This window comes from Lysobacter yananisis, assembly GCF_031199375.1.
Classification (GTDB): Bacteria; Pseudomonadota; Gammaproteobacteria; order Xanthomonadales; family Xanthomonadaceae; genus Lysobacter; species Lysobacter yananisis.
This window is the reverse complement of the sequence record NZ_CP133568.1, coordinates 2,414,449-2,433,582: the sequence shown is the minus strand read 5'-3', so window position 1 is coordinate 2,433,582 and position 19,134 is coordinate 2,414,449. Positions and strand designations below refer to the sequence as shown.

General features: G+C 69.2%; 15 protein-coding genes. 6 read left to right on the top strand and 9 right to left on the bottom strand.

Annotated features, from left to right (window positions below; genetic code table 11):
* Positions 1-463: 463 nt before the first annotated feature.
* The 7 genes from RDV84_RS10240 to RDV84_RS10210 all read right to left on the bottom strand — a co-directional run bounded on the left by RDV84_RS10240 (position 464) and on the right by RDV84_RS10210 (position 10,006).
* Positions 464-889: an organic hydroperoxide resistance protein gene (locus tag RDV84_RS10240; protein WP_057949168.1), complete on the bottom strand. Its 426-nt coding sequence runs from the start codon at positions 887-889 to the stop codon at positions 464-466.
* 163 nt (positions 890-1,052) lie between these two features.
* The gene (locus RDV84_RS10235; protein ID WP_309153340.1) at positions 1,053-1,520 is read right to left on the bottom strand and encodes a MarR family winged helix-turn-helix transcriptional regulator; all 468 of its coding nucleotides are present in this window, start codon (positions 1,518-1,520) and stop codon (positions 1,053-1,055) included.
* 226 nt (positions 1,521-1,746) lie between these two features.
* Complete coding sequence (locus RDV84_RS10230) at positions 1,747-2,859, bottom strand: serine hydrolase domain-containing protein (RefSeq protein ID WP_425606415.1); 1,113 nt, start codon at positions 2,857-2,859, stop codon at positions 1,747-1,749.
* Positions 2,860-2,996: 137 nt separating this feature from the next.
* Positions 2,997-3,800 carry a M15 family metallopeptidase gene (locus RDV84_RS10225; RefSeq protein WP_309153338.1) on the bottom strand — a complete coding sequence of 268 codons (804 nt, stop codon included), beginning with the start codon at positions 3,798-3,800 and terminating at the stop codon, positions 2,997-2,999.
* Positions 3,760-5,322, bottom strand: a complete 1,563-nt coding sequence (locus RDV84_RS10220; protein WP_309153337.1) for a serine hydrolase domain-containing protein — start codon at positions 5,320-5,322, stop codon at positions 3,760-3,762. Before RDV84_RS10220 ends, RDV84_RS10225 begins: the two co-directional genes overlap by 41 nt.
* Before the next feature lie 121 nt (positions 5,323-5,443).
* On the bottom strand, positions 5,444-8,404 hold the full coding sequence (locus RDV84_RS10215) for a TonB-dependent receptor (RefSeq protein WP_309153336.1): 2,961 nt from the start codon (positions 8,402-8,404) through the stop codon (positions 5,444-5,446).
* A 45-nt stretch (positions 8,405-8,449) separates the two neighbouring features.
* The gene (locus RDV84_RS10210) at positions 8,450-10,006 is read right to left on the bottom strand and encodes a transglutaminase-like domain-containing protein (protein ID WP_309153335.1); all 1,557 of its coding nucleotides are present in this window, start codon (positions 10,004-10,006) and stop codon (positions 8,450-8,452) included.
* 216 nt (positions 10,007-10,222) lie between these two features.
* On the opposite strand from RDV84_RS10210, the gene RDV84_RS10205 reads away from it, so the two are divergent.
* The 6 genes from RDV84_RS10205 to RDV84_RS10185 all read left to right on the top strand — a co-directional run bounded on the left by RDV84_RS10205 (position 10,223) and on the right by RDV84_RS10185 (position 15,590).
* Positions 10,223-11,674, top strand: a complete 1,452-nt coding sequence (locus RDV84_RS10205; RefSeq protein ID WP_309153334.1) for a C40 family peptidase — start codon at positions 10,223-10,225, stop codon at positions 11,672-11,674.
* A complete protein-coding gene (locus RDV84_RS26165; protein ID WP_425608197.1) occupies positions 11,671-11,808 on the top strand; it encodes a DUF6053 domain-containing protein in 138 nt (45 codons plus the stop codon). The genes RDV84_RS10205 and RDV84_RS26165 overlap by 4 nt, the downstream gene beginning before the upstream one ends.
* A gap of 111 nt (positions 11,809-11,919) precedes the next feature.
* Positions 11,920-13,020 carry a dipeptide epimerase gene (locus tag RDV84_RS10200; protein WP_057949172.1) on the top strand — a complete coding sequence of 367 codons (1,101 nt, stop codon included), beginning with the start codon at positions 11,920-11,922 and terminating at the stop codon, positions 13,018-13,020.
* A gap of 69 nt (positions 13,021-13,089) precedes the next feature.
* Complete coding sequence (locus RDV84_RS10195; RefSeq protein ID WP_057949173.1) at positions 13,090-13,938, top strand: MurR/RpiR family transcriptional regulator; 849 nt, start codon at positions 13,090-13,092, stop codon at positions 13,936-13,938.
* A 284-nt stretch (positions 13,939-14,222) separates the two neighbouring features.
* Positions 14,223-14,993, top strand: a complete 771-nt coding sequence (locus RDV84_RS10190) for a L,D-transpeptidase family protein (protein ID WP_425606284.1) — start codon at positions 14,223-14,225, stop codon at positions 14,991-14,993.
* A gap of 129 nt (positions 14,994-15,122) precedes the next feature.
* Positions 15,123-15,590, top strand: coding sequence for a hypothetical protein (locus RDV84_RS10185; protein ID WP_309153332.1), 468 nt, complete (start codon positions 15,123-15,125; stop codon positions 15,588-15,590).
* A 77-nt stretch (positions 15,591-15,667) separates the two neighbouring features.
* Here the strand turns inward: RDV84_RS10185 and RDV84_RS10180 are convergent, their stop codons facing one another.
* A complete protein-coding gene (locus tag RDV84_RS10180) occupies positions 15,668-17,530 on the bottom strand; it encodes a DUF885 domain-containing protein (RefSeq protein ID WP_425606285.1) in 1,863 nt (620 codons plus the stop codon).
* A 149-nt stretch (positions 17,531-17,679) separates the two neighbouring features.
* Positions 17,680-18,966 (bottom strand): alpha/beta hydrolase family protein, encoded by a 1,287-nt coding sequence (locus RDV84_RS10175; protein ID WP_309153331.1) that lies wholly within the window; start codon positions 18,964-18,966, stop codon positions 17,680-17,682.
* Positions 18,967-19,134: the final 168 nt, after the last annotated feature.

The window sequence follows — 19,134 nt, the reverse complement described above, 5'->3', positions numbered from 1 at the left end:
GCGGACTAGCGAAGGACGAGGGCCTTCGCGATCTGCGTCGTCGCGCTCGTGCCGGCGATGGACCGGGCTGCAGGTTTCCCGGTGCATCCGACTGCGACCGAACCGCTATCGACAGCGTTGCGGAGCGTTCGGCTCCGGTAGGGGGGAAACAACGAAACGCTTGGATCGCGTGAACGAACGGCCGCAGTGTATGAGCAGAAAAATTCCGTAAAACTCACTCTCGCTCACGGCTTGCTGAGCGCATTCATGCGTCTGTACGGGGATCACGCACGCTCACCGGATGTCATGCCTTCGCGAAAGGAATTTGCAGCGGGTTGCCCGTTTCGAAACTGCCGTCGGCAGCGCTTCGCCGGCGCCGCGCCGGCCGCGCACGAAAAAACCCCGGACGCTCGCGCGTCCGGGGTTTCGTGAGCGAGTCGCCGTTGCGGCGCGCCGCGGCGCGAACGCCGCGGACGTCGGCGGCTCAGACCAGGGTCAGGGTCACGTCGATGTTGCCGCGGGTCGCGTTCGAATACGGGCACACGATGTGGGCCTTCTCGATCAGCTCCTGCGCCTGCTCGCGCGCCAGGCCCGGCAGCGAGATCTTCAGTTCGGCCTGGATGCCGAAGCCGGTCGGCAGCGGGCCGATGCCGACGCTGCCGTCGATGGACGCATCGGCCGGGAACGCGATCTTGTCGCGGCCGGCGACGAACTTCATCGCGCCCATGAAGCAGGCCGAGTAGCCGGCCGCGAACAGCTGCTCCGGATTGGTGCCGTCGCCGCCGGCGCCGCCGAGATCGCGCGGCGTGGTCAGCTTGACGTCGAGCGCGTTGTCCGAGGACACGGCGCGGCCGTCGCGGCCGCCGGTGACGTGGGCGTGGGCGGTGTAGAGGACTTTTTCGAGGGACATGGTTGGGTGCTCCGGGAGTGGGGATCGAGGGATCGGAAGGGTGTGCGGCGGGTGGTGCGGTTTCTATCGTTGACTATTGAATCGCTTGCTATTTTTATATCGTGGCTGCGTCCGCATGTTCGTCGCGGCGGGGGCAGGATTGGGAGAATCAGGAATGGAAGAATCAGGAATGGGCGATCAGGCTGGCGCGCAGGGTTTCGAGCTGGGCCTTGAGCGCGGTCAGTTCGTCGATGCTGCAGTCTTCCAGCGCGCAGCCCATGCCCTCGGGCACGCTGCGGGCCTTGGCCTTGAGCGCGCGGCCGGCCTTGGTCAGCTCGATCACCACCTGGCGCTCGTCGCTGGCGGCGCGGGTGCGGGTCAGCAAGCCGGCGGCCTCCAGGCGCTTGAGCAGCGGGGTCAGCGTGGCTGAGTCCAGGAACAGGCGCTCGCCGATCTCCGACACCGTGACCCCATCGCGCTCCCACAGCACCATCATCGCCAGGTACTGCGGATAGGTCAGCTCCAGCTTGCCGAGCAGCTTGCGGTAGACCTTGTTGAGCGCCAGCCCGGTGGAATACAGGGCGAAGCACAACTGGTCGTCGAGCAGCAGGGTCGGCTTGGGCGGATTGGCGGGGGCGGTGCGCGTCTTCATGGGACGCAATTTACATAGCGCGCTATTTAATAGCAAGCATTAAATGGCCGGCCGTCCCGGCCCGCAGCGTTCCGCCCATGGCGCGAATCCCCCGGAACCCCCTGTAGGAGCGGCGCAAGCCGCGACCGCGAGACCACAGCTACGCCGCAGGCTTCGACGCAAGCGAGGTGTCGCGGTCGCGGCTCGCGCCGCGCCGCGCCTACAGAAGGCCTGACCCGTCGGGGGATCAGGGCAGATACAACGCGCCGATCTTCAACGCCGTCCGGTACGGCTCGGGATCGTTGCGGTTGCTCAGCATCGCCACGGTCAGGCGCCGCTGCGGCCAGCGCACGATGACGTTGCGAAAGCCGATCGTCTCGCCCGAATGCCACAAGGTCTCGCCGGTGATGCGCCAACCGTAGCCGTAACCGACCTCGGCCACGTCGGTCGGCGTGTGCGCCGCGAACGCGAGCCGGCGCGAGGCGTCGCTGAGCAAGCGGCCGTCGTACAGCGCCGCGTCCCACTTGGCCAGGTCGTCGATGGACGAATAAATGCCGCCGTCGCCGAGCACCGCGCTGGTCGGGCTCTGGTCGGTGCGCCGCCAGCGCCCGTCTTCGAAGCTGTAGCCGTAGGCGCGGTGCGCGACCTGCGACACCCCGCGCTCGTAGGCGACGGTGTCGCGCATGTCCAGCGGGGCGAAGATGCGCTCGCGCAGGAAGGCGGCGAAGGAACGGCCCGAGGCCTTCTGCACGGTCAGCGCCAGCAGCGCGTAGCCGCTGTTGCTGTAGCGGTAGCCGCCGCCCGGCGCGAAGTAGGTGCGGTCCTGGCCTTCGAGCGTCGCCAGCACGTCGGCGTCGCGCATCTGCCGGGCGTCGGCGTCGAAGCGCGCGGACATGACGTCTTCGTAGTCGATCAGGCCCGACTGGTGGCTGAGGATCTGGCGGATCGTGATCGCATCGCAGGCCTTGGGCAGGCTCGGCAGCCAGCGCTTGATCGGATCGTCCAGGTCCAGCGCGCCGTCCTGGGCCAGCAACAGCACCGCGGCGGCGGTGAACTGTTTGCTGACCGACGCCAGCCGGTAGTTGGTCCGCGGCGCTGCCGCCACGCCGTCTTCGAGCACCGCCATGCCGTAGCCGCGCCGCAGCACCGGCCGGCCGTCGCGCAGCACCAGCACGCTGGCGCCGGGCACGCGGCCCCGGTAATCGGCGAGCAAGGCATCGACCTGTTCGGCCCGCGCCGCGTCGTCGGCGCCCTGCTCCGCCGCGCGCTGCGGCGCGCCGGCGCACGCGGCCGCGCCCAGGCAGGCGGCGACGACGACGGCGAGACGTCCGCCGCTCCACCCGGTGGCGGCGGCCGGCATCGCTACGTTCATCGCATCGCTCATCGCTTCGCCTCCATCGACCCCTGCGGCCACCCACGAACGACGGCTTGGGATCGGACGCGGCGCCGCTTCCGGCGGCCTGCGTTCCGATTCCACGGCCCCTGCTCCCGCCCCGCTCACCTCACCGGAAAATCGAACGCCGTGCGCGGCGTCGGCTCCGGCTTGAAGGTGTAGTGCCACCACTCCAGCGGATAGTTCTCGAAGCCTTCGCGCTGCATCGCCGCGCGCAGGCGCTGGCGGTGGCCGCGCTGGGCCAGGCTCGCGCCGGGCGCATCGGTGTGGGCGAGTTCGTCGAAGAAATCGAAACCGGTGCCCATGTCCAGCGGCGCGTAGCCCTCGCCGCTGGGTTCGAGCAGGGTCAGGTCCAAGGTCGCGCCGCGGCTGTGGCCCGAGGTCGGCGAGATGTAGTCGCCGAGCAGCCGGCTCTTGTCCAGCGTGGGGTAGTAGCGCGGCTTGGTCTTCTGGTCGTCGGGATCGGCGGCCCAGGCGACGAAGTCGCGCACCGCGCGCACCGGGCGGTAGCAGTCGTAGATGCGCAGGCGCAGCCCCTGCGCGCGCAGTTCGCGCTCGACCCGCGCCAGCGCCTGCGCCACCGGCCGGTGCAGGTAGCACGCGGCGCCGAGGTAGCCGGCGACCGGGCGGCCGACGAAGTTGTCGCCGCCGGCGTAGCGGATCTCCAGGTCGATGTCGGGCACCAGGCTGCGGATCTCGACCATGCCGGCCGCAGCGGCGTCCTGGGCGGTGGAGATGGTCGGCGCGACCGCCGCCACCGGCGCGGCCGCGGCCGCGGCCGGCGCGGGCGATGGCGCCGGCCCGGTCCGCGCCTGCGGCGAACGCACCGCGGCGACGCAGCCGATCAGCACCAGCAGCGCGCAGGCCTCAACCGCAATCGCCGACGCGCGCGAACGCCAGGTCTTCATAGTCGTAGCTGAAATCGGCATCCGGGTCGAGCTTGCTCATGCTGAAGGCGGCTGGCTCGGCCGCGGCGGCGAAGTCGATCCAGGCCTCGGCGTCGACTTCCTCCGCGTCCCAGTCGACCAGCAGGCGCGGCCCGACCCGGACGATCTTACCGGTCATCAGCGGCGACTTTCGCGAGGCGAATTCCACTTCGCCGCCGCGCGCGCACAGACCGACCTCGCCGAACCACGGATCGCGGTAGACGCCCAGGCGCCCGCGCAGCTCGTCCGGCTGCGCCGGCCGCCGCGCCGAAGTGTCGGGCGCGCGGCCGGCGGCCGGCGCGGCCGCCTCGCGTTCGATCGCGTCGGCGTACCAGGCCACGCCGCGCTCCCCGCGCGGCCGGCCGTCGCGCATCCGCGTGTAACGCTGGCTCAACACCTGGTCGAACACGCTGCGCGCGTCGCCGGCGTCGCCGTTGATCAGCACCACGAAGCCGGCCTTGCGTTCGGGCAGCAGCGCGGTCAGCGAGTACATGCCCATCAGCGTGCCGGTGTGGGCGACCTTGAATTCGCCGTCGAAGTCGCTGAGCCGCCAGCCGTAGCCGTAGGCGGCGAAACGGGTGCCCGACCACTCGCGCTGGCGCCGGGTCGGGGTCATCGGCATCTGCGCGCGCCACAGTTCGCCGCGCTGCTGCGCCGACAGCCACGGCCGGCCGTCGCGCGAGTACGCGGCCGGATCGAGCCAGGCGCGCAGCCAGCGGGTCATGTCGTCCAGGCCGCAGCGCACGCCGCCAGCCGGGTCCATCGGCGTGGCGGCGATGGCGTCGCCGTCCTCGCGCACCGGCACGTAGCGGCCCTCGCGCCGTGCGTGCGGCTGCGCCAGCGGCGCCGCGTCGCGGCGCGCGAACGCGCCGACCCGGCAGCCGTCCATGCCCAGCGGCGCGAACACTTCGCGCCGCAGCAACTGCTCGTACGGCGCCCCGCCCGCGGCCGCGGCGACTTCGCCGGCGACGATGTAGAGCAGGTTGTCGTAGTCGTAGCGCGAGCGGAAGCTGTGCACCGGCTTGAGGTAGCGCAGGCCGTGGATCACGTCGCCGCGGCTGAAGCGGTTCGGCTCGGGCCACAGCATCAGGTCGCCGGCGCCGGCGCGCAGGCCGGAGTTGTGGATCAGCAGGTCGCGGACCTGCATTTCGCGGGTGACCCAGTCCTCGTGCATGCGGAAATCCGGCAGATGCTTCGTCACCGGGTCGTCCCAGCGCAATTTTCCCGCATCGACCAGCCGCGCCAGCAGCGCGGTGGTCATCGACTTGGTGTTGGAGGCGATCTTGAACAGCGCGTCCGGACCGATCTTTCGCCCGGAACCGGCGACCAGCTCGCCGTCGGTGCGCGCATAGACCACCTTGCCGTCTTCGACCACCGCCACCGCCAATCCGGGCAGGCGGTAGCGTGCCTGCACTTCGTCGACGAGGCGGTCCAGGCCGGCGGCGCGCGGGTCGTGCGCGGCCGCCGGCGCGGACGAAGAAAAGAACAGGGCCGCGCCAAGCAAACCGATGCCCGCGATCGCGCGGGACAGCGATGCCGGCCCTGTCGAGGTAGAACGAAGACGGCCCCGTTCTGCCGGGGCCGCCCGAAAGCACGAGGCGGCAACGCGGTTCACGCCGCGCGGCTCAGAAATCCACCGACACGGTCAGTTGGGCGTAGCGCGGGTTCTGGTAGCCGGTGCCCAGGCCGTAGAACTTGTTGACCACGCCGACGCCGGTCTCGTAGGAGTCGTCCACTTCCACCGCGCGCTGCTGGTTGAGCAGGTTGTAGACCGCCAGCTTGACCCGCAGGTCGGCGGCGCCGAAGGACTTCTGATAGGTCAGGCTGGCGCCGACGTCGTAGATCCACGGCGTGCGCCCGCCGGCGCCGCGCCCGCGCAGCTGGTATACGCGCTGGTCGTAGGGCAGCGTGCACTTGTCCACGCACACGTAGAAGCTGTGGTAGATGCGGCGGTCGTACGGCGTGCCCATGCCGAAGGCGTTGATCGGGCGGCCGGACTGGGCGTTCAAGGTCGCGCCCACGGTCCAGTGGTCGTCGATCGCATAGGCGCCGCGCAGCTTGAGCTGGTGGCGGCGGTCGTTCGGCAGCGGGCCGTCGCCGTCGAGGTTGACGTAGGGATCGTCGAAGGACTCGGTGCGGCTGGTGTTGTCGAAACCGAAGTCGGAGTTCGACGGGCCCTCGGCGTTGCCCTCGCTCTTGGACCAGGTGTACGAGGCGTTGAACGCCCACTTGTCGTCCCAGGCGCGGTCGAGCATGAACTCCAGCGCGCGATAGGTGCGCTTGGGCTTGACCCAGCCGCGCTCGCCCAGGTACTTGCCGTTGGCGTCGTACACCGCCCAGCCCGCGCGCGAGGTGTCGATGGTGACGTAGGCGTCGTTGACGCCGTCGCAGTCGGTGTCGGTGTACAGCGTGACGTTCTTGCCCGGGTTGGCCATCACATAGCCCATGTCCTTGCGCTTGCCGTTGCAGACGATGCCGTTGGACGAGATGTTCATGTCGTCGATGGCGTTGTGCAGGCGCCGGTAGATGCCGCGCACGCCCCACGACCAGGTGTCGCCGAACATGGCCTGGTAGCCCAGGATCGCCTCGTCCTGGTAGACCGGATCGAGGTCGCGGTCGACCTCGCTGCGCAGGTCGCCGACGGTGCCGTCGCCCTGGCTGTTGTCGATCGGGCCGATCTGCGCGCCGAGGATCGGCCGGTAGTACGTGGTGCCGTTGCGCTCGAACGCTTCCAGCCCCTGGAACGCGTAGTAGGTGCGCTCGTCGAGGAAGGCGCCGGCCTGCTTGACGTTGATCTGGTTGACCAGCGGCAGGTAGTAGCGGCCGATGTTGCCGAACACCTTCGAGCGCCCGTCGCCGCGGAAATCCCACGAGAACCCCGCGCGCGGAGCGATCATGTCGTCGATCTTGATGTAGGTGCTGCCGGCGCCGTTCTTGTTGTCGAAGCTCTCCACGCGCACGCCGGCGTTGAGCATCAGGTTCGGCGTGACCTGCCAGTTGTCTTCCAGGTAATAGGCCGAGTTGATCGTTTCGAAGGTGCCGCTGACCTCCTGCTGGCGCGCGCGCACGTAGGCCACGACGCCGGCCGGGACGATGCCGCCGTTCTCCAGTTCGGTGCCCGGCGCGGTCGGATAGATCTGGTAGAACTTGCGCGAGGGCCCCGGATAGAAGCTCTCGTTGTCGGAGGTGTTGGTTTCGCGGTCCAGGCCGAAGCGCAGCAGGTGGTCGCCGAGCTGCCACTCGAAGTCCAGGCGCGCGGCTTCGCGCTTGTCGGCGCCGTTCTCGACCTGGGCCGAGGACACGCAGCCGATCTGCGGCAGGCTGCCGTCGCGGCGGTCCTGGACCGCGTCGCAGTCCTGGTCGTTGAGGCTGCTGGCGATGCGGTCGCGCTTGTTCTCGCCGTACAGCGCCTTCATCGAGAAGTTCTCGCTCAGGTAGCCGGTGTAGGTCAGCGCCCAGTTGACGCCGCCGACCTCGCTGTACTGGGTGTTGCTGCGCACGCCGCGGCGGCCGGTGGTGAAGTCGTAGTTGTCGGTGGTGGTCTCGTTCTTGTCGGAGAAGGCCAGGAACTCGAGCAGGTGGCGGTCGCTGATCTGCCAGTCGAGCTTGGTGCCCCAGAAGCCCTTGTCGGACTTGCCGTCGAAGAAGGTGCCGCCGGCGTTGTTGGTGCTCTGCGGCTGGTAGTCGCGGAACTCGTACATCGCGTAGAAGAACAGCTTGTCGCGCACCAGCGGCCCGGACGCATGCACGTTGAGGTTGGTGCGGTCGTACTTGTCCTTGCTGGAGATGCGGTAGGCCCGGCCCTGGCGGTCGTAGTGGTCGTCGCCGGTGGACTGCAGCGACTTGGGCTCCCACACCAGTTCGGCGCCGTACTTGAACTCGTTGGTGCCCGACTGGGTGACGGCGTTGATCACGCCGCCGGTGGTGCGGCCGAATTCGACCGAATAGCCGCCGGTCTTGACCTGGAACTCCTTGAAGAAGCCGAACGGGATGGTCGAGAAGCCGACCCGCTTGTAGAAGTCGGTGACGTTGAGGCCGTTGATGTAGACCGCGTTCTCCGACACCGACGAGCCGCCGAACGAGGCGCCGCCGTACTGGCCCTGGACCACGCCCGGCGCCAGCAGCGCTACCGCCTGGGCGTCGCGGGCGATCGGCACGCGCTCGAGTTCGGCCTTGGTGATGTTGGTGGCCGATTCGGTCGAGCGCACGTCCACCGGGGTGATCACGCGCGAGCCGATCACCTGCACCGCGGCCAGGTCGGTGGCGCCGCCGAGGCTGACGTTGGATTCGTTGCCCAGGCTCACCACCACCTGCACCGTCTCGCCGACCGCCTGGCCGTCCTTGCTGGCCTGCAGCTGGTAGGTGCCGATCGGCAGGAACGGGAAGCGGTAGTTGCCCTGCGCATCGGCCTTGACCGTGCGGGTGAAGCCGGTGTCGGCATTGCGCACGGTGACCTCGGCGCCGGCGGCGACGCGGCCGGACAGCGAACCGTCGGTGTTGGCCGCCAGCGCCGGCAGCATCATCGATGCGAGGCAGATCCCCATCGCCACGCACAAGCCGGACCTGCGAAAGCTCTTGCCTTTCATTGCCGCACTTCCTCCCCTAACTGATGTGGGCGGTGCCGCGCCGCGTCACTGCTTCGTCGTCAGCACCTGCGCTTTGTAGTCGTAGTCCCACTGGTCGAAGTAGAGATTTCCCCCTTCCCACTCGACCTCGCCGCGTTGCGAGTCCACGGTCTCGGAACGATCGAACCGCTTGGCCGGGACGAAGCCGCGGCCGTAATCGTCGTTGTACGCCACCCGGTACGCGTCCAGGCCGCCGAGGTAAAAGCCGGCCAGTTGCGGATCGGGCGATTCGAAGCGGCCGGTGGTGACGTCCACCGGCAGCCAGCCGTACGGGGCCAGGTACAGCCAGGCCCAGTCGTGCATGTTGGTATAGCCGTCGTCGCCGTAGACCCAGCCGGACTGCCAGCGCGCCGGAATGCCGTTGAGGCGCAGCAGCGCCATCAGCAGCAGGGTCTGCTGGCCGCAGTCGGCGTGGCCGGCTCGCAGCGCGTAGTCGGAAATGTTGGAGATCGTCGAATACTCGCGCGCGCCGGCCCACGGGATCGCGTCGACCGCGGCATAGAGCTTCTGCGCGATCCGGTACGGATTCTTCTCCGCGCCCACGACCTTGCGCGAGAATTCGCGCAGCGCCGGGGTGAACACGATGTGCGGCGGGCGCTCGCCCAGGTAATCGCGGGTTTCCCCGTTGTCCGGCGCGGGCGCGACTTTGTCCGGATCGATGCGCCGGTACTGGCCGAACACGGTCAGCTCGTAGCTGACCTCGAATTTCGTCGGTTTGCCGGCTTGCGCGGGCTGCTCGAAGTGGACCGTGCGCTGCAGGCTCGATGCCGGCGCGATCTTGTGCGCGGCCGGCGCGCTGGCGAGGAAACGGATGTCTTCCTGCTGATGCGGCAGGTCGCGCGGATACGGCAGCCATGCGCGCAACGTCTTGCCGGCCGGCACCGCGTCGGCCTTCACCGTCAGCGACTGGACGATGCGCACGCGCCGCGGCGCGCCGTAACCGCGTTCGAGCGCGTCGTCGCGCACTTCGCGCTGATGATCGTTGAGCGTTTCCATCGGCCCCGCGCTCAACGGCTTGGCATCGGGCCGCCGCCGCGCGAGCGCCTGCGCGCTGAGCCGGAACAGGTTCGACGGCGCGCGGTTGAAGTAGCGCTTGTCGCCGTCGATGGTCATCGATTCGAGCAGGCCCTGGCGGTCCCAGGCGTCGAACTCTTCGCGCTTGAGATCGGGAATCTGCGCGCGCACCTTCTGTTCGGCCTCGGCCCGGTCCAGGCCGAAGTCCAGGCGGATGCGGCGCATGCGCTCGCGCTGGAACGCCAGCGCGGCGCGTTCGCGTTCGTCGACGCCGGGCTGTTGCGATGCGGCATCGATTCGAGCGCGCGCATCGTCGAAACGGCCGGCGTCGATCAGCGCCACGATGGCATCGAGTTCGCGCGCCGCGGCCTCGTCGGCCGCGCGCGCCTGCGCCTGGGCGGGGCCGACCGACACGCGCAGGCCCAGCACCAGCGCCGGCAGCGCGAAGATCAGGCCGAACGCCAGCGCGCACGGGCGCCAGCGTCCGCCGGGAGAGACGATGGCCCTCGCGCGGGGAGCGATAAACAGCAGGTCAGTCACGGGATCCATACCTGTGTCACCCACGCGGGGCCATCGGTTCATGGCTGTGTAACATGTGGAAGAAAGGCGGTCAATAAATTATTCCGTATCTATTTTCGCTAGGAAGCATGTATTCTCCGGCTCGACCCCGGACGCGCCGCGGCGCGCCCGGCATCGATGCCGGACGTCCGGCATCGCCCTGTGACGGCGCCCGCCGACCGCGCGCGCCCGCCGGAGCCTGACGCGATGGGTACCGCCCCGAGCCGCCGACGCCCCACCCGCTTTCGCGCACTCGCGCGCTGCATCGCAGCATCGGCGCTGCTGTCGGGCACGCTGTTCGCGCAGAGCCCTAGCACCGCGCCCGGCGCCGCGCGCGACCGCGGCATTCCCGCGACCGGCGTGATCGGCATCGAGGAGGGGCAATTGAACGCCGATTACTGGATCCGCCAGCAGCGCAGGCCCGACGCGGTGATCCTCGACGGCCGCGCCATCGCCCGCCAGAACGCGCGCCTGGCCGAGCTCGACGCGTCCGTGCACGACATCGAGCGCCTGCCGGCGACGCTGCCGCGCGAGCGCGTGCGCGAATGGATCGCAGCGATCTCGCAGGCGCGCGACGAACCGCTGTTCGACGAACGCGGCGAAGACGTCCCGGCCGCCACGTTGCAAGGCTTCGACGCCGAACTCGCGCTCGACGCGATTCCCGCGCAGCAAGCCGTCCGCTACGGCCTGGTGGTGCGCCGCGCCGATTTGCGCACCTTCCCCACCCGCATGCGCGTGTTCAATTCGCGCGGCGACACCGACATCGACCGCTTCCAGGAAAGCGCGCTGTTCCCGGGCACGCCGGTGGCGGTCGCGCACGAGAGCCGCGACCGCAAGTACTGGTTCGTGGTCAGCCCGCTGTACGCGGCCTGGGTCGAGAAGGACCGCGTCGCGCTCGGCGACAAGGCGGCGGTGTTCGCCTACACCCGCAAGACGCCATACCTGGTCGTCACCGGCGCGACCGCGCGCACCGTGCACACGCCCGAGCAGCCCGGCGTCTCCGACGTGCAGCTGGAGATGGGCGTGCGCGTGCCGTTGCTGGCCGACTGGCCGGCGGACCGGCCGGTCAACGGCCAGCATCACTACGCGTCGCACGTGATCGAATTGCCGTACCGCGACGCCGACGGCACGCTGAAGTTCTCGCCGGCGCTGCTGCCGCGCACCGCCGATACCGCGGCGGACTACCTGCCGCTGACCCAGGCCAACCTGGTCCGCCAGGGCTTCAAGTTCTTCGGCGAACGCTACGGCTGGGGCCATTCCTACAACACCCGCGACTGCAGCGGCTTCGTCTCGGAGATCTACCGCAGCTTCGGCGTGCAGTTGCCGCGCAACACCCGCGACCAGGCGGTGAGCCCGGCCTACAACCGCATCGACCTGGACGAAACGCTCGGCCACGAAGAACGGTTGAAGATCGTCAAGACCCTGGAGGTCGGCGACCTGATCTACATCCCCGGCCACGTGATGATGGTGGTCGGGCACGAGGACGGCTGGCCGTACGTAATCCACGACACGACCGGCATCACCTTCCGCGACCGCACCGGCGACCTCGCCCGGGTCCACCTCAACGGCGTCTCGGTGACGCCGCTGGTGCCGCTGCTGTTCAACAAGGAGCAGCCGACGGTGGACCGGATCACCAGCATTCAACGTATTCGTCCATGAGCGCCGCCCCTGTGGGAAGGCCTTCGGCCCCGATGCAGCCTGCTCTTGTGGGAGGGCCTTCAGGCCCGACGCTTTTCTTCCAAGCCACCGCAACCGGGAACAGAAGCGTCGGGCCTGAAGGCCCTCCCACATAAAAACGGCTCGTCGCGAAGCGCCGCTCGCCTCCGCGACCGGACCGGCTTACCTTCTTCTACGGCGCCCGGCGCCTCACCCGAACACGACGCACCCCACGACACCATCGACACATGAAGATCACCGACATCCGATTCGGCATGCTGCGGGTTCCGCTCAAGACGCCGTTCAAGACCGCGCTGCGCACGGTCGACACGGTCGAGGACATCGTCGTCACCATCCACACCGACACCGGCCACGTCGGCTACGGCGAGGCGCCGGCGACCGCGCCGATCACCGGCGACACCCACGGCTCCATCGTCGAGGCGATCCGCAAGTTCATCTCGCCGCGCCTGATCGGCCAGGAGATCGCCAACCTCAACCGCATCACCGGCCTGATCCAGGGCGCGATCGAGAAGAACTCCAGCGCCAAGGCGGCGGTGGAGATCGCGGTCTACGACCTGTTCGGCCAGCTCTACGGCGCGCCGCTGTACAAGATGCTCGGCGGCGGCGATCCGGTCATCACCACCGACCTGACCATCTCGGTGGACTACATCGAGAAGATGGTCGCCGATTCGATCGCCGCGGTGGACCGCGGCTTCGAGTCGCTCAAGATCAAGGTCGGCAAGGACATCGGCGTCGACATCGAGCGGGTCAAGGCGATCTACGCCGCGGTCGAGGGCCGCGCCCTGCTGCGCCTGGACGCCAACCAGGGCTGGACCGCGAAGCAGGCGGTGTACGCCCTGCAGACGCTGGAAGACGCCGGCGTGCGGCTGGAACTGGTCGAACAACCGGTCAAGGCGCAGGACCTGGAAGGGCTCAAGTACGTCACCGACCGCGTCCACACCCCGATCATGGCCGACGAAAGCGTGTTCGGCCCGGTCGAGGTGATCGACCTGATCCGCATGCGCGCGGCCGACATCATCAACATCAAGCTGATGAAGACCGGCGGCCTGTCCAAGGCGATCCAGATCGCCGACATCGCCGCGATGTACGGGGTGGAATGCATGATCGGCTGCATGATCGAGACCTCGATCTCGGTCGCCGCGGCGGTGCACCTGGCGGTGGCCAAGTCCAACGTCATCACCAAGGTCGACCTCGACGGCCCCTCGCTGTGCGCGTTCAACCCGGTCGACGGCGGGGTGATCTTCAACGAGTCCGAGATCACCGTCACCGATGCGCCGGGCCTGGGCATCCGCGAGATCCGCGGCCTGGAGACGCTGGCCGCCGCCTGACCTGCGCACTCGCGCGAAGCCGGCTACGCTGTAGCCCACACCGCCGCGCCCGGGACCGGACCCCTGCCGATGTCGCCCCTGCTCAAGATCCGCTCAGAACGCGACCAGATGTCGGCGATCGAACGCCGCATCGCCGACTATCTGCTGGAGAACGCGCACCTGCTGCGCGACTACTCTTCGCAGCAGTTGGCCAACGCGCTCGGGATCAGCCAGTCGAGCGTGGTCAAGTTCAGCCAGAAGCTCGGCTTCAAGGGCTATCCGGACCTGAAGTTCTCCATCGGCGAGGCGATCGCGCGCGGCGACCGCCACGACGACGGCGCCGGCGCCCAGGCCGCGCCGGCCGATCCCAACCAGGCCCTGGCCGAACGGCTGTGGCACGGCAAGGCCCGCGCCGAGGAAGAGACCCGGCTGATCAATCCGCCCGAGCGCATCGAGGCCATCGCCGAACTGATCCAGCACGCGCGCCGGGTCTACGTGATCGGCCTGGGCGAGGACGGCGTGCCGGCGCGCGCGCTGTCGATGAAGCTGGCGATGATCGGCATCCTCGGCATCCACCATTTCGATCCGGTGCTGATGGCCGCCAGCACCGCCAGCGCCGGCGCCGGCGACGTGCTGCTGGTGCTGTCCGAACAGGGCAAGCTGACCTCGCTATGCCATCTGGCGCGCAGCTTCGCCGAGAGCGGCGGCCGGGTGGTCTCGGCGACCCGGCACACGCCCAACCCCTTGCGCGCGCACGCCGACCACGCGCTGCTGGTGTCGGCGCACGATGAGCGCGCGCACGTCGAACCGCTGCTGTACCACAGCGCGTTACAACACCTGCTCGACCTGATCTTCGTGCTGCTGTGCGAACGCGGCCAGGACCGGCTGCGCCAGCTCGACCGCCAGGCCGAGCGGGTGCAGGACATGCTCGACATCTGAGGCGGATCGTTGGCGATGCCGCGCGATCCCCACACCGCTGCGACCGCGCTGCCGCGCGATCTCCACATCCCATCGACCGCGCTGCCGCGCGATCTCCACATCTCGTCGACCGCGATGCCGCGCGATCTCCCTGTAGGAGCGGCGCGAGCCGCGACCGCGACACCTCGCTCGCGACGAACCTTGCGCCGCAGGTGCGATGTCGCGGTCGCGGCTCGCGCCGCTCCTACAAAAAGCGACGCAAACCCGTCGCACCCGGCGAATCACTTTCCAGGAACCAATCCGCCATGCCCCGCTACGCCCCCGCCCTGCTCTTCGCCGCCGCCATGACCCTTGCCGGCTGCGCAAGCACCCGCGCCGACCGCGCCGGCGACGGCGCCGCGCAGCCGCAGCTGGTGCTGGTCACCACCGCCGACTGGAACGCCACGCAAGGCCGCCTGCAGCGCTATCTGTTCGAAGGCGGCCAATGGCTCGCGGTCGGCGAACCGGTCGCGGTCAGCATCGGCCGCAACGGCGCCGCCTGGGGCCGCGGCCTGCGCGCCGCGCCCGACGACGGCGGACCGCTCAAGCGCGAAGGCGACGGCCGCGCGCCGGCCGGCATGTTCGCGGTCGGCACCGCGTTCGGTTACGCCGAAACCGCGCAGACCGCGCTGGCGTACGCGCCGATGAGCGCCAGCCACTACTGCATCGACGTGCCCGCCTCGCCGCTGTACGACCGCATCGTCGATGCGCGCCGGGTCGGCGACGAAGCGGTGAAGGGCTCGACCGAACCGATGCGCCGCGACCTGCACGCCGACGGCGATCCGCGCTACCGCCTGGGCTTCGTCATCGCCCACAACCCGGCGCACGTCCCCGGCGCCGGCAGCTGCATCTTCGCCCACCTGCAGCGCGCGCCGGGCGAACCGACCGCGGGCTGCACGGCGATGAGCGACGCGGCGATGGACGAACTGCTGGCGTGGCTGCGGCCGCAGGCGCGGCCGCTGTTCGTGCTGTTGCCGCAGGCGCAGTATCGGGCGGTGTGGAAGCCGTGGGGATTGCCGCAGCCGGTTGCGGACTGAGCGCGACCGACGGCGTCGCGTCGCAACGCATACCGTCTAGCCCCCACGACCGTCATTCCGGCGAAAGCCGGAACCCATTTTGACTTTGCTTCGACCCGCACGCCGCAGAGACTTCAAGGCGCTGTCGCGATGAAGCCCTGGATTCCCGCGTTCGCGGCAATGACGGTAGGCGAGGTCGCGGCAAGAGGGTCGAGCGCTGCATCCGCGCCACCGCATATCGCACTGCTCATCGACCCGCCGCGCAGTCCTCACACCGTCATTCCGGCGAAAGCCGGAACCCATTTTGACTTTGCTTCGACCAGCACGCCGCAGAGACTTCAAAGCACTGTCGCGATGAAGCCCTGGATTCCCGCGTTCGCGGGAATGACGGTAGGCGAGGTCGCGGCAAGAGGGTCGAGCGCTGCATCCGCGCCACCGCATATCGGACTGTTCATCGACCCGCCGCGCAGTCCTCACACCGTCATTCCGGCGAAAGCCGGAACCCATTTTGACTTTGCTTCCACCCGCACGCCGCAGGGACTTCAAAGCACTGTAGCGATGAAGCCCTGGATTCCCGCGTTCGCGGGAATGACGATAGGTGGGGGCGCGGCAGCATGAGATAGCGCTGCATCACGCCGCCGCATCACGCCGCTCGATCGCGCTGTCGCATCACACCGCTCGATCGAGCCACCCGATCACCCCGCTGCAGCGCTCTTCTTCGCCGCCGCATCGCGCTTCTTCTCCGCCGCCTTGGCCCGGCTCTCCTCGATGAACCGGTCCACCCGCCGCTCCAGCACCGGCAGCGGCACCGAGCCCAGCGCCAGCACCGCGTCGTGGAAGGCGCGGATGTCGAAGTCCTCGCCCAGCGCTTGCTCGGCCTTGGCGCGCGAGCGCTCGATGCTCATCTGGCCGAGGTAGTACGACAGCGCCTGCCCCGGCCAGCCGATGTAGCGGTCGACCTCGGTCTCGATCTCATGCTCGCTCAGCGCGGTGTTGTCGCGCAGGAACGCCAGCGACTGCTCGCGGGTCCAGCCCAGGTGGTGCACGCCGGTGTCCACGACCAGACGGCTCGCGCGCCACATCTGGTAGGTCAGGTAACCGAAGTAATCGTAGGGCGTGTCGTACATGCCCATCTCGATGCCGAGCTTCTCGGTGTACAGCGCCCAGCCCTCGCCGTAGGCGGAGATATAGGTGTAGCGGCGGAAATCCGGCAAGCCCTCGTGCTCGGCCGCCAGCGACATCTGCAGCGAATGGCCCGGCGCGGATTCGTGCAGGGTCAGCGCCGGCAGGTTGAACAGCGGGCGCGACGGCAGGTCGTAGGTGTTGACCAGATAGACGTCGCGGCCGCCGCGGCCGGCGGTGTAGAACGGCGCCAGATCCGGCGGCACCGGCTTGATCGCGAAGCGCTGGCGCGGCAACAGGCCGATGTAGTTGCCGATCTCGGCGTCCACGCGCTTGGCCAGCCACGAAGCGCGCATCAGCAGTTCGTCGCCGCTCTTGGGATAGAACTTCGGATCGGTGCGCAGGTAGTGCAGGAACTCCGGGAACGTGCCCTTGAACCCGGTCTTGACGATGGTCTGCTCCATCTGCGCGCGGATCTTGGCCACTTCCTCCACGCCGATCCGATGGATCTGCTGCGGAGTCAGGTCGAGCGTGGTGAATTCGCGGATCTTGGCGCGGTAGTAGTCCTCGCCGCCGGGCATCTTCTCCGCGGCCAGGGTGGTGCGCGCCTGCGGCGTGTACTCGTCCTGCATGAAACGCAGCAGCTTGCGGTACGCCGGCAACACCGAGGCGTCGATCGCCTTGGCCGCTTCCGCGCGCAGGCGCGCCTGCTCGGCGGCGGGGATGGTGGCCGGCATCTTCTTGAACGGGGTGTAGAGCAGGTTGTCCTCGAGCTTGGCGTCGACGACTTCCTTGATCGACACGTCGCGCCCGGTCAGCGTCACCCGCGGCACGCTGAAACCGCGCTTGAGGCCCGCGCGCATGTTGCCGATCTGCTCGTCGAAATAGCGCGGGATGTCGCGCAGCTGGCCGAGGTAACGCTCGTAGCCGTCGACGTCGCGGAACGAACGGCGCGCGGTGAAGCCCAGGTTGGTCCAGAACGCGCTGTCGCTGTTGAACGGCATCTCGTACTGGCGCACGCGCTGGTTGGCGAGCAGGCTCTGGATCTGCTGGCGGAACACTTCCAGGTTGACCGGGTCCTCGCCTTCGAGCTGCTTGGCGTCGATGGCGTCGAGTTCCTTGAGCACCTGCGCCCAATAGCGCTCGCGTTCGGCCTGGGTGGCCGGATCGACCTTGGGCAGGCGCGCGGCCGGCTGACCCTGCGGACCGTCCTCGTCGTCGCCGCCGGCGAACTGCGCCTGGCGCCATTTCCATTCGCGCGTGTACAGCGCCTTGAACCGCGCCGCGGCGCTGTCGGCGGCCGCGCTGGCGGCCTTGTCGGCGGCGGCGGGCGCGGCTTGCGCAGCCAGCGCGGACGCGGGCGCGAGCGCCATCAGCACGGCCACGGACAACGCGGCCAGCGGCGCGCGCACGAATACGGAACGGATCGAAGGCATCGCGGGACCCTGCGGTTACGGACTCGCCCATGATGCGCGAATCCGCGTGCCCGCGGATATGTCTTTAGGGCTAGAAAACAGCGAAAAGCAGCGAGCAGCGAGCCGGATCCGACCGGCTCGCTGTCCGCGTCTTTGCGCAGCCAGCTGTTTCAGGGCACCGGGCGGAACTCCGGATACGCCGGGCTGCCGCGGTCGAACAAGCGCGTCGGCCGGCCCTTCAAGTGCAGGTCGAAGAACGCGCGGCTGTGGTAGCGCGTCGCGGCCACGGCCTGGGCCGGCGGCAGGCTGCCGTAGACGGCGACGCCGAAGCCGGGCGGCACCGCGTCGCCGAGCGCCGGCAGCACCGCGGTGAAATCGCTGAAGGTGAAATGCTCGCCGCGGGCGACGTTGACCTCGCGCTTCCAGCCGCGCTGGCTGGCCCAGAACTGCGGCCACGACGGATCGTGCGAATCCAGGTGGCTGTGCACGCCGGCGCCGACCAGCAGGAACGGCCGGTCCAGGCCGAAACGCGCGGCCAGGGTCGGGCCGTACGGCAGGTCCTGCGGCGGGCCGTAGGTAGTCGAGAGGCGGCCGTCGTAATCCAGCCCGGCGTCGAAACGGCGGTCGAAGAACATGGTCTCGGCCGCGGTGGTGCCGCCGTAGGAATGGCCGAGGAAACCGACCCGCGCCAGGTCCAGCCCGCCGCGCCAGCCCGGCGGCAGGCGGCCGTGTCCGGCGCCGGGATAGAACCCGCGGTTCGACAGCGTCAGCGCGTCGAGCAGATGACGCGAATCGCCGACCCGCGTGTCGAGCCACATCTGGGTCGATTCCACCGTTTCCACCAAGTCCTGGCCGCGCACCACGCGCCCGCCCGGAAACGCGGTGTAGAAGGCTTCATGAGTGTGGGTCATCGACGCGACCACGTAGCCGTGGCTGGCCAGATCGTCGGTGAGCGAGCTATAGAGTTCCCGGAAGTACTGCAGGCCAGGCGAGAACAGCACCACCGGCCAGCCGCGCGGGTTGCGCAGCAGCGGCGCGCCCTGGATCGCCGGCCGGCGCGCGCCGGCCCAGTCGACCGCTTCGGGCGCGATGCCGTAGCCGGCGGCGGTGGCGCTCCATTCCGGCACCAGCGCCGGTTCCAGCCACGGCACGCGCGCGCCGCGCGCGTGCGGCGCGATCGGATAGCTGACGGTGACCATGTACTCGCGCGGCCCGCCGACGAAACGATCGGCGCGCGCGCGGTCGACGATGTGCAGGGTGAAGGTGCCGACCTTGTACGGGCCGGTGGTCGGCGGCAGGTCGAAGCGCTTGGGCGCCGCGGCCGGTGCCTGCGGCGTCGCCGCGAGCGCGGGCGCGGCGGCGAGCAGCGACAGCGCCGGCGACAACAGCGCCACGGCCAGCAAACGTCGGGGCGCGGCGGCGAAACGGGACAAGCCAATGCGGATTGCGCGGAACATGCGAACCTCCTTGGACGGCGTGTTCAGGGGACGCGCCGCGCGCAGGGCGCGAGCCCCGGCGACGGCGCGGACCACAGCGAAACGCGGACCGCACGGGCGCGGCCAGTGCCGCATTGCATGGTCGGGAGCGCAAAGCTTGATCGGCCGCGCAGATACGCAGTTCGGAAC

What these genes read in the sequence shown, in the direction of transcription:
- RDV84_RS10240 (WP_057949168.1), bottom strand. Translation starts at nt 889, where the DNA reads ATGTCCCTCGAAAAAGTCCTCTACACCGCCCACGCCCACGTCACCGGC.
- RDV84_RS10235 (WP_309153340.1), bottom strand. Translation starts at nt 1,520, where the DNA reads ATGAAGACGCGCACCGCCCCCGCCAATCCGCCCAAGCCGACCCTGCTG.
- RDV84_RS10230 (WP_425606415.1), bottom strand. Translation starts at nt 2,859, where the DNA reads ATGCCGGCCGCCGCCACCGGGTGGAGCGGCGGACGTCTCGCCGTCGTC.
- RDV84_RS10225 (WP_309153338.1), bottom strand. Translation starts at nt 3,800, where the DNA reads ATGAAGACCTGGCGTTCGCGCGCGTCGGCGATTGCGGTTGAGGCCTGC.
- RDV84_RS10215 (WP_309153336.1), bottom strand. Translation starts at nt 8,404, where the DNA reads ATGAAAGGCAAGAGCTTTCGCAGGTCCGGCTTGTGCGTGGCGATGGGG.
- RDV84_RS10210 (WP_309153335.1), bottom strand. Translation starts at nt 10,006, where the DNA reads ATGGATCCCGTGACTGACCTGCTGTTTATCGCTCCCCGCGCGAGGGCC.
- RDV84_RS10205 (WP_309153334.1), top strand. Translation starts at nt 10,223, where the DNA reads ATGGGTACCGCCCCGAGCCGCCGACGCCCCACCCGCTTTCGCGCACTC.
- RDV84_RS26165 (WP_425608197.1), top strand. Translation starts at nt 11,671, where the DNA reads ATGAGCGCCGCCCCTGTGGGAAGGCCTTCGGCCCCGATGCAGCCTGCT.
- RDV84_RS10200 (WP_057949172.1), top strand. Translation starts at nt 11,920, where the DNA reads ATGAAGATCACCGACATCCGATTCGGCATGCTGCGGGTTCCGCTCAAG.
- RDV84_RS10195 (WP_057949173.1), top strand. Translation starts at nt 13,090, where the DNA reads ATGTCGCCCCTGCTCAAGATCCGCTCAGAACGCGACCAGATGTCGGCG.
- RDV84_RS10190 (WP_425606284.1), top strand. Translation starts at nt 14,223, where the DNA reads ATGCCCCGCTACGCCCCCGCCCTGCTCTTCGCCGCCGCCATGACCCTT.
- RDV84_RS10185 (WP_309153332.1), top strand. Translation starts at nt 15,123, where the DNA reads ATGAAGCCCTGGATTCCCGCGTTCGCGGCAATGACGGTAGGCGAGGTC.
- RDV84_RS10180 (WP_425606285.1), bottom strand. Translation starts at nt 17,530, where the DNA reads ATGCCTTCGATCCGTTCCGTATTCGTGCGCGCGCCGCTGGCCGCGTTG.
- RDV84_RS10175 (WP_309153331.1), bottom strand. Translation starts at nt 18,966, where the DNA reads ATGTTCCGCGCAATCCGCATTGGCTTGTCCCGTTTCGCCGCCGCGCCC.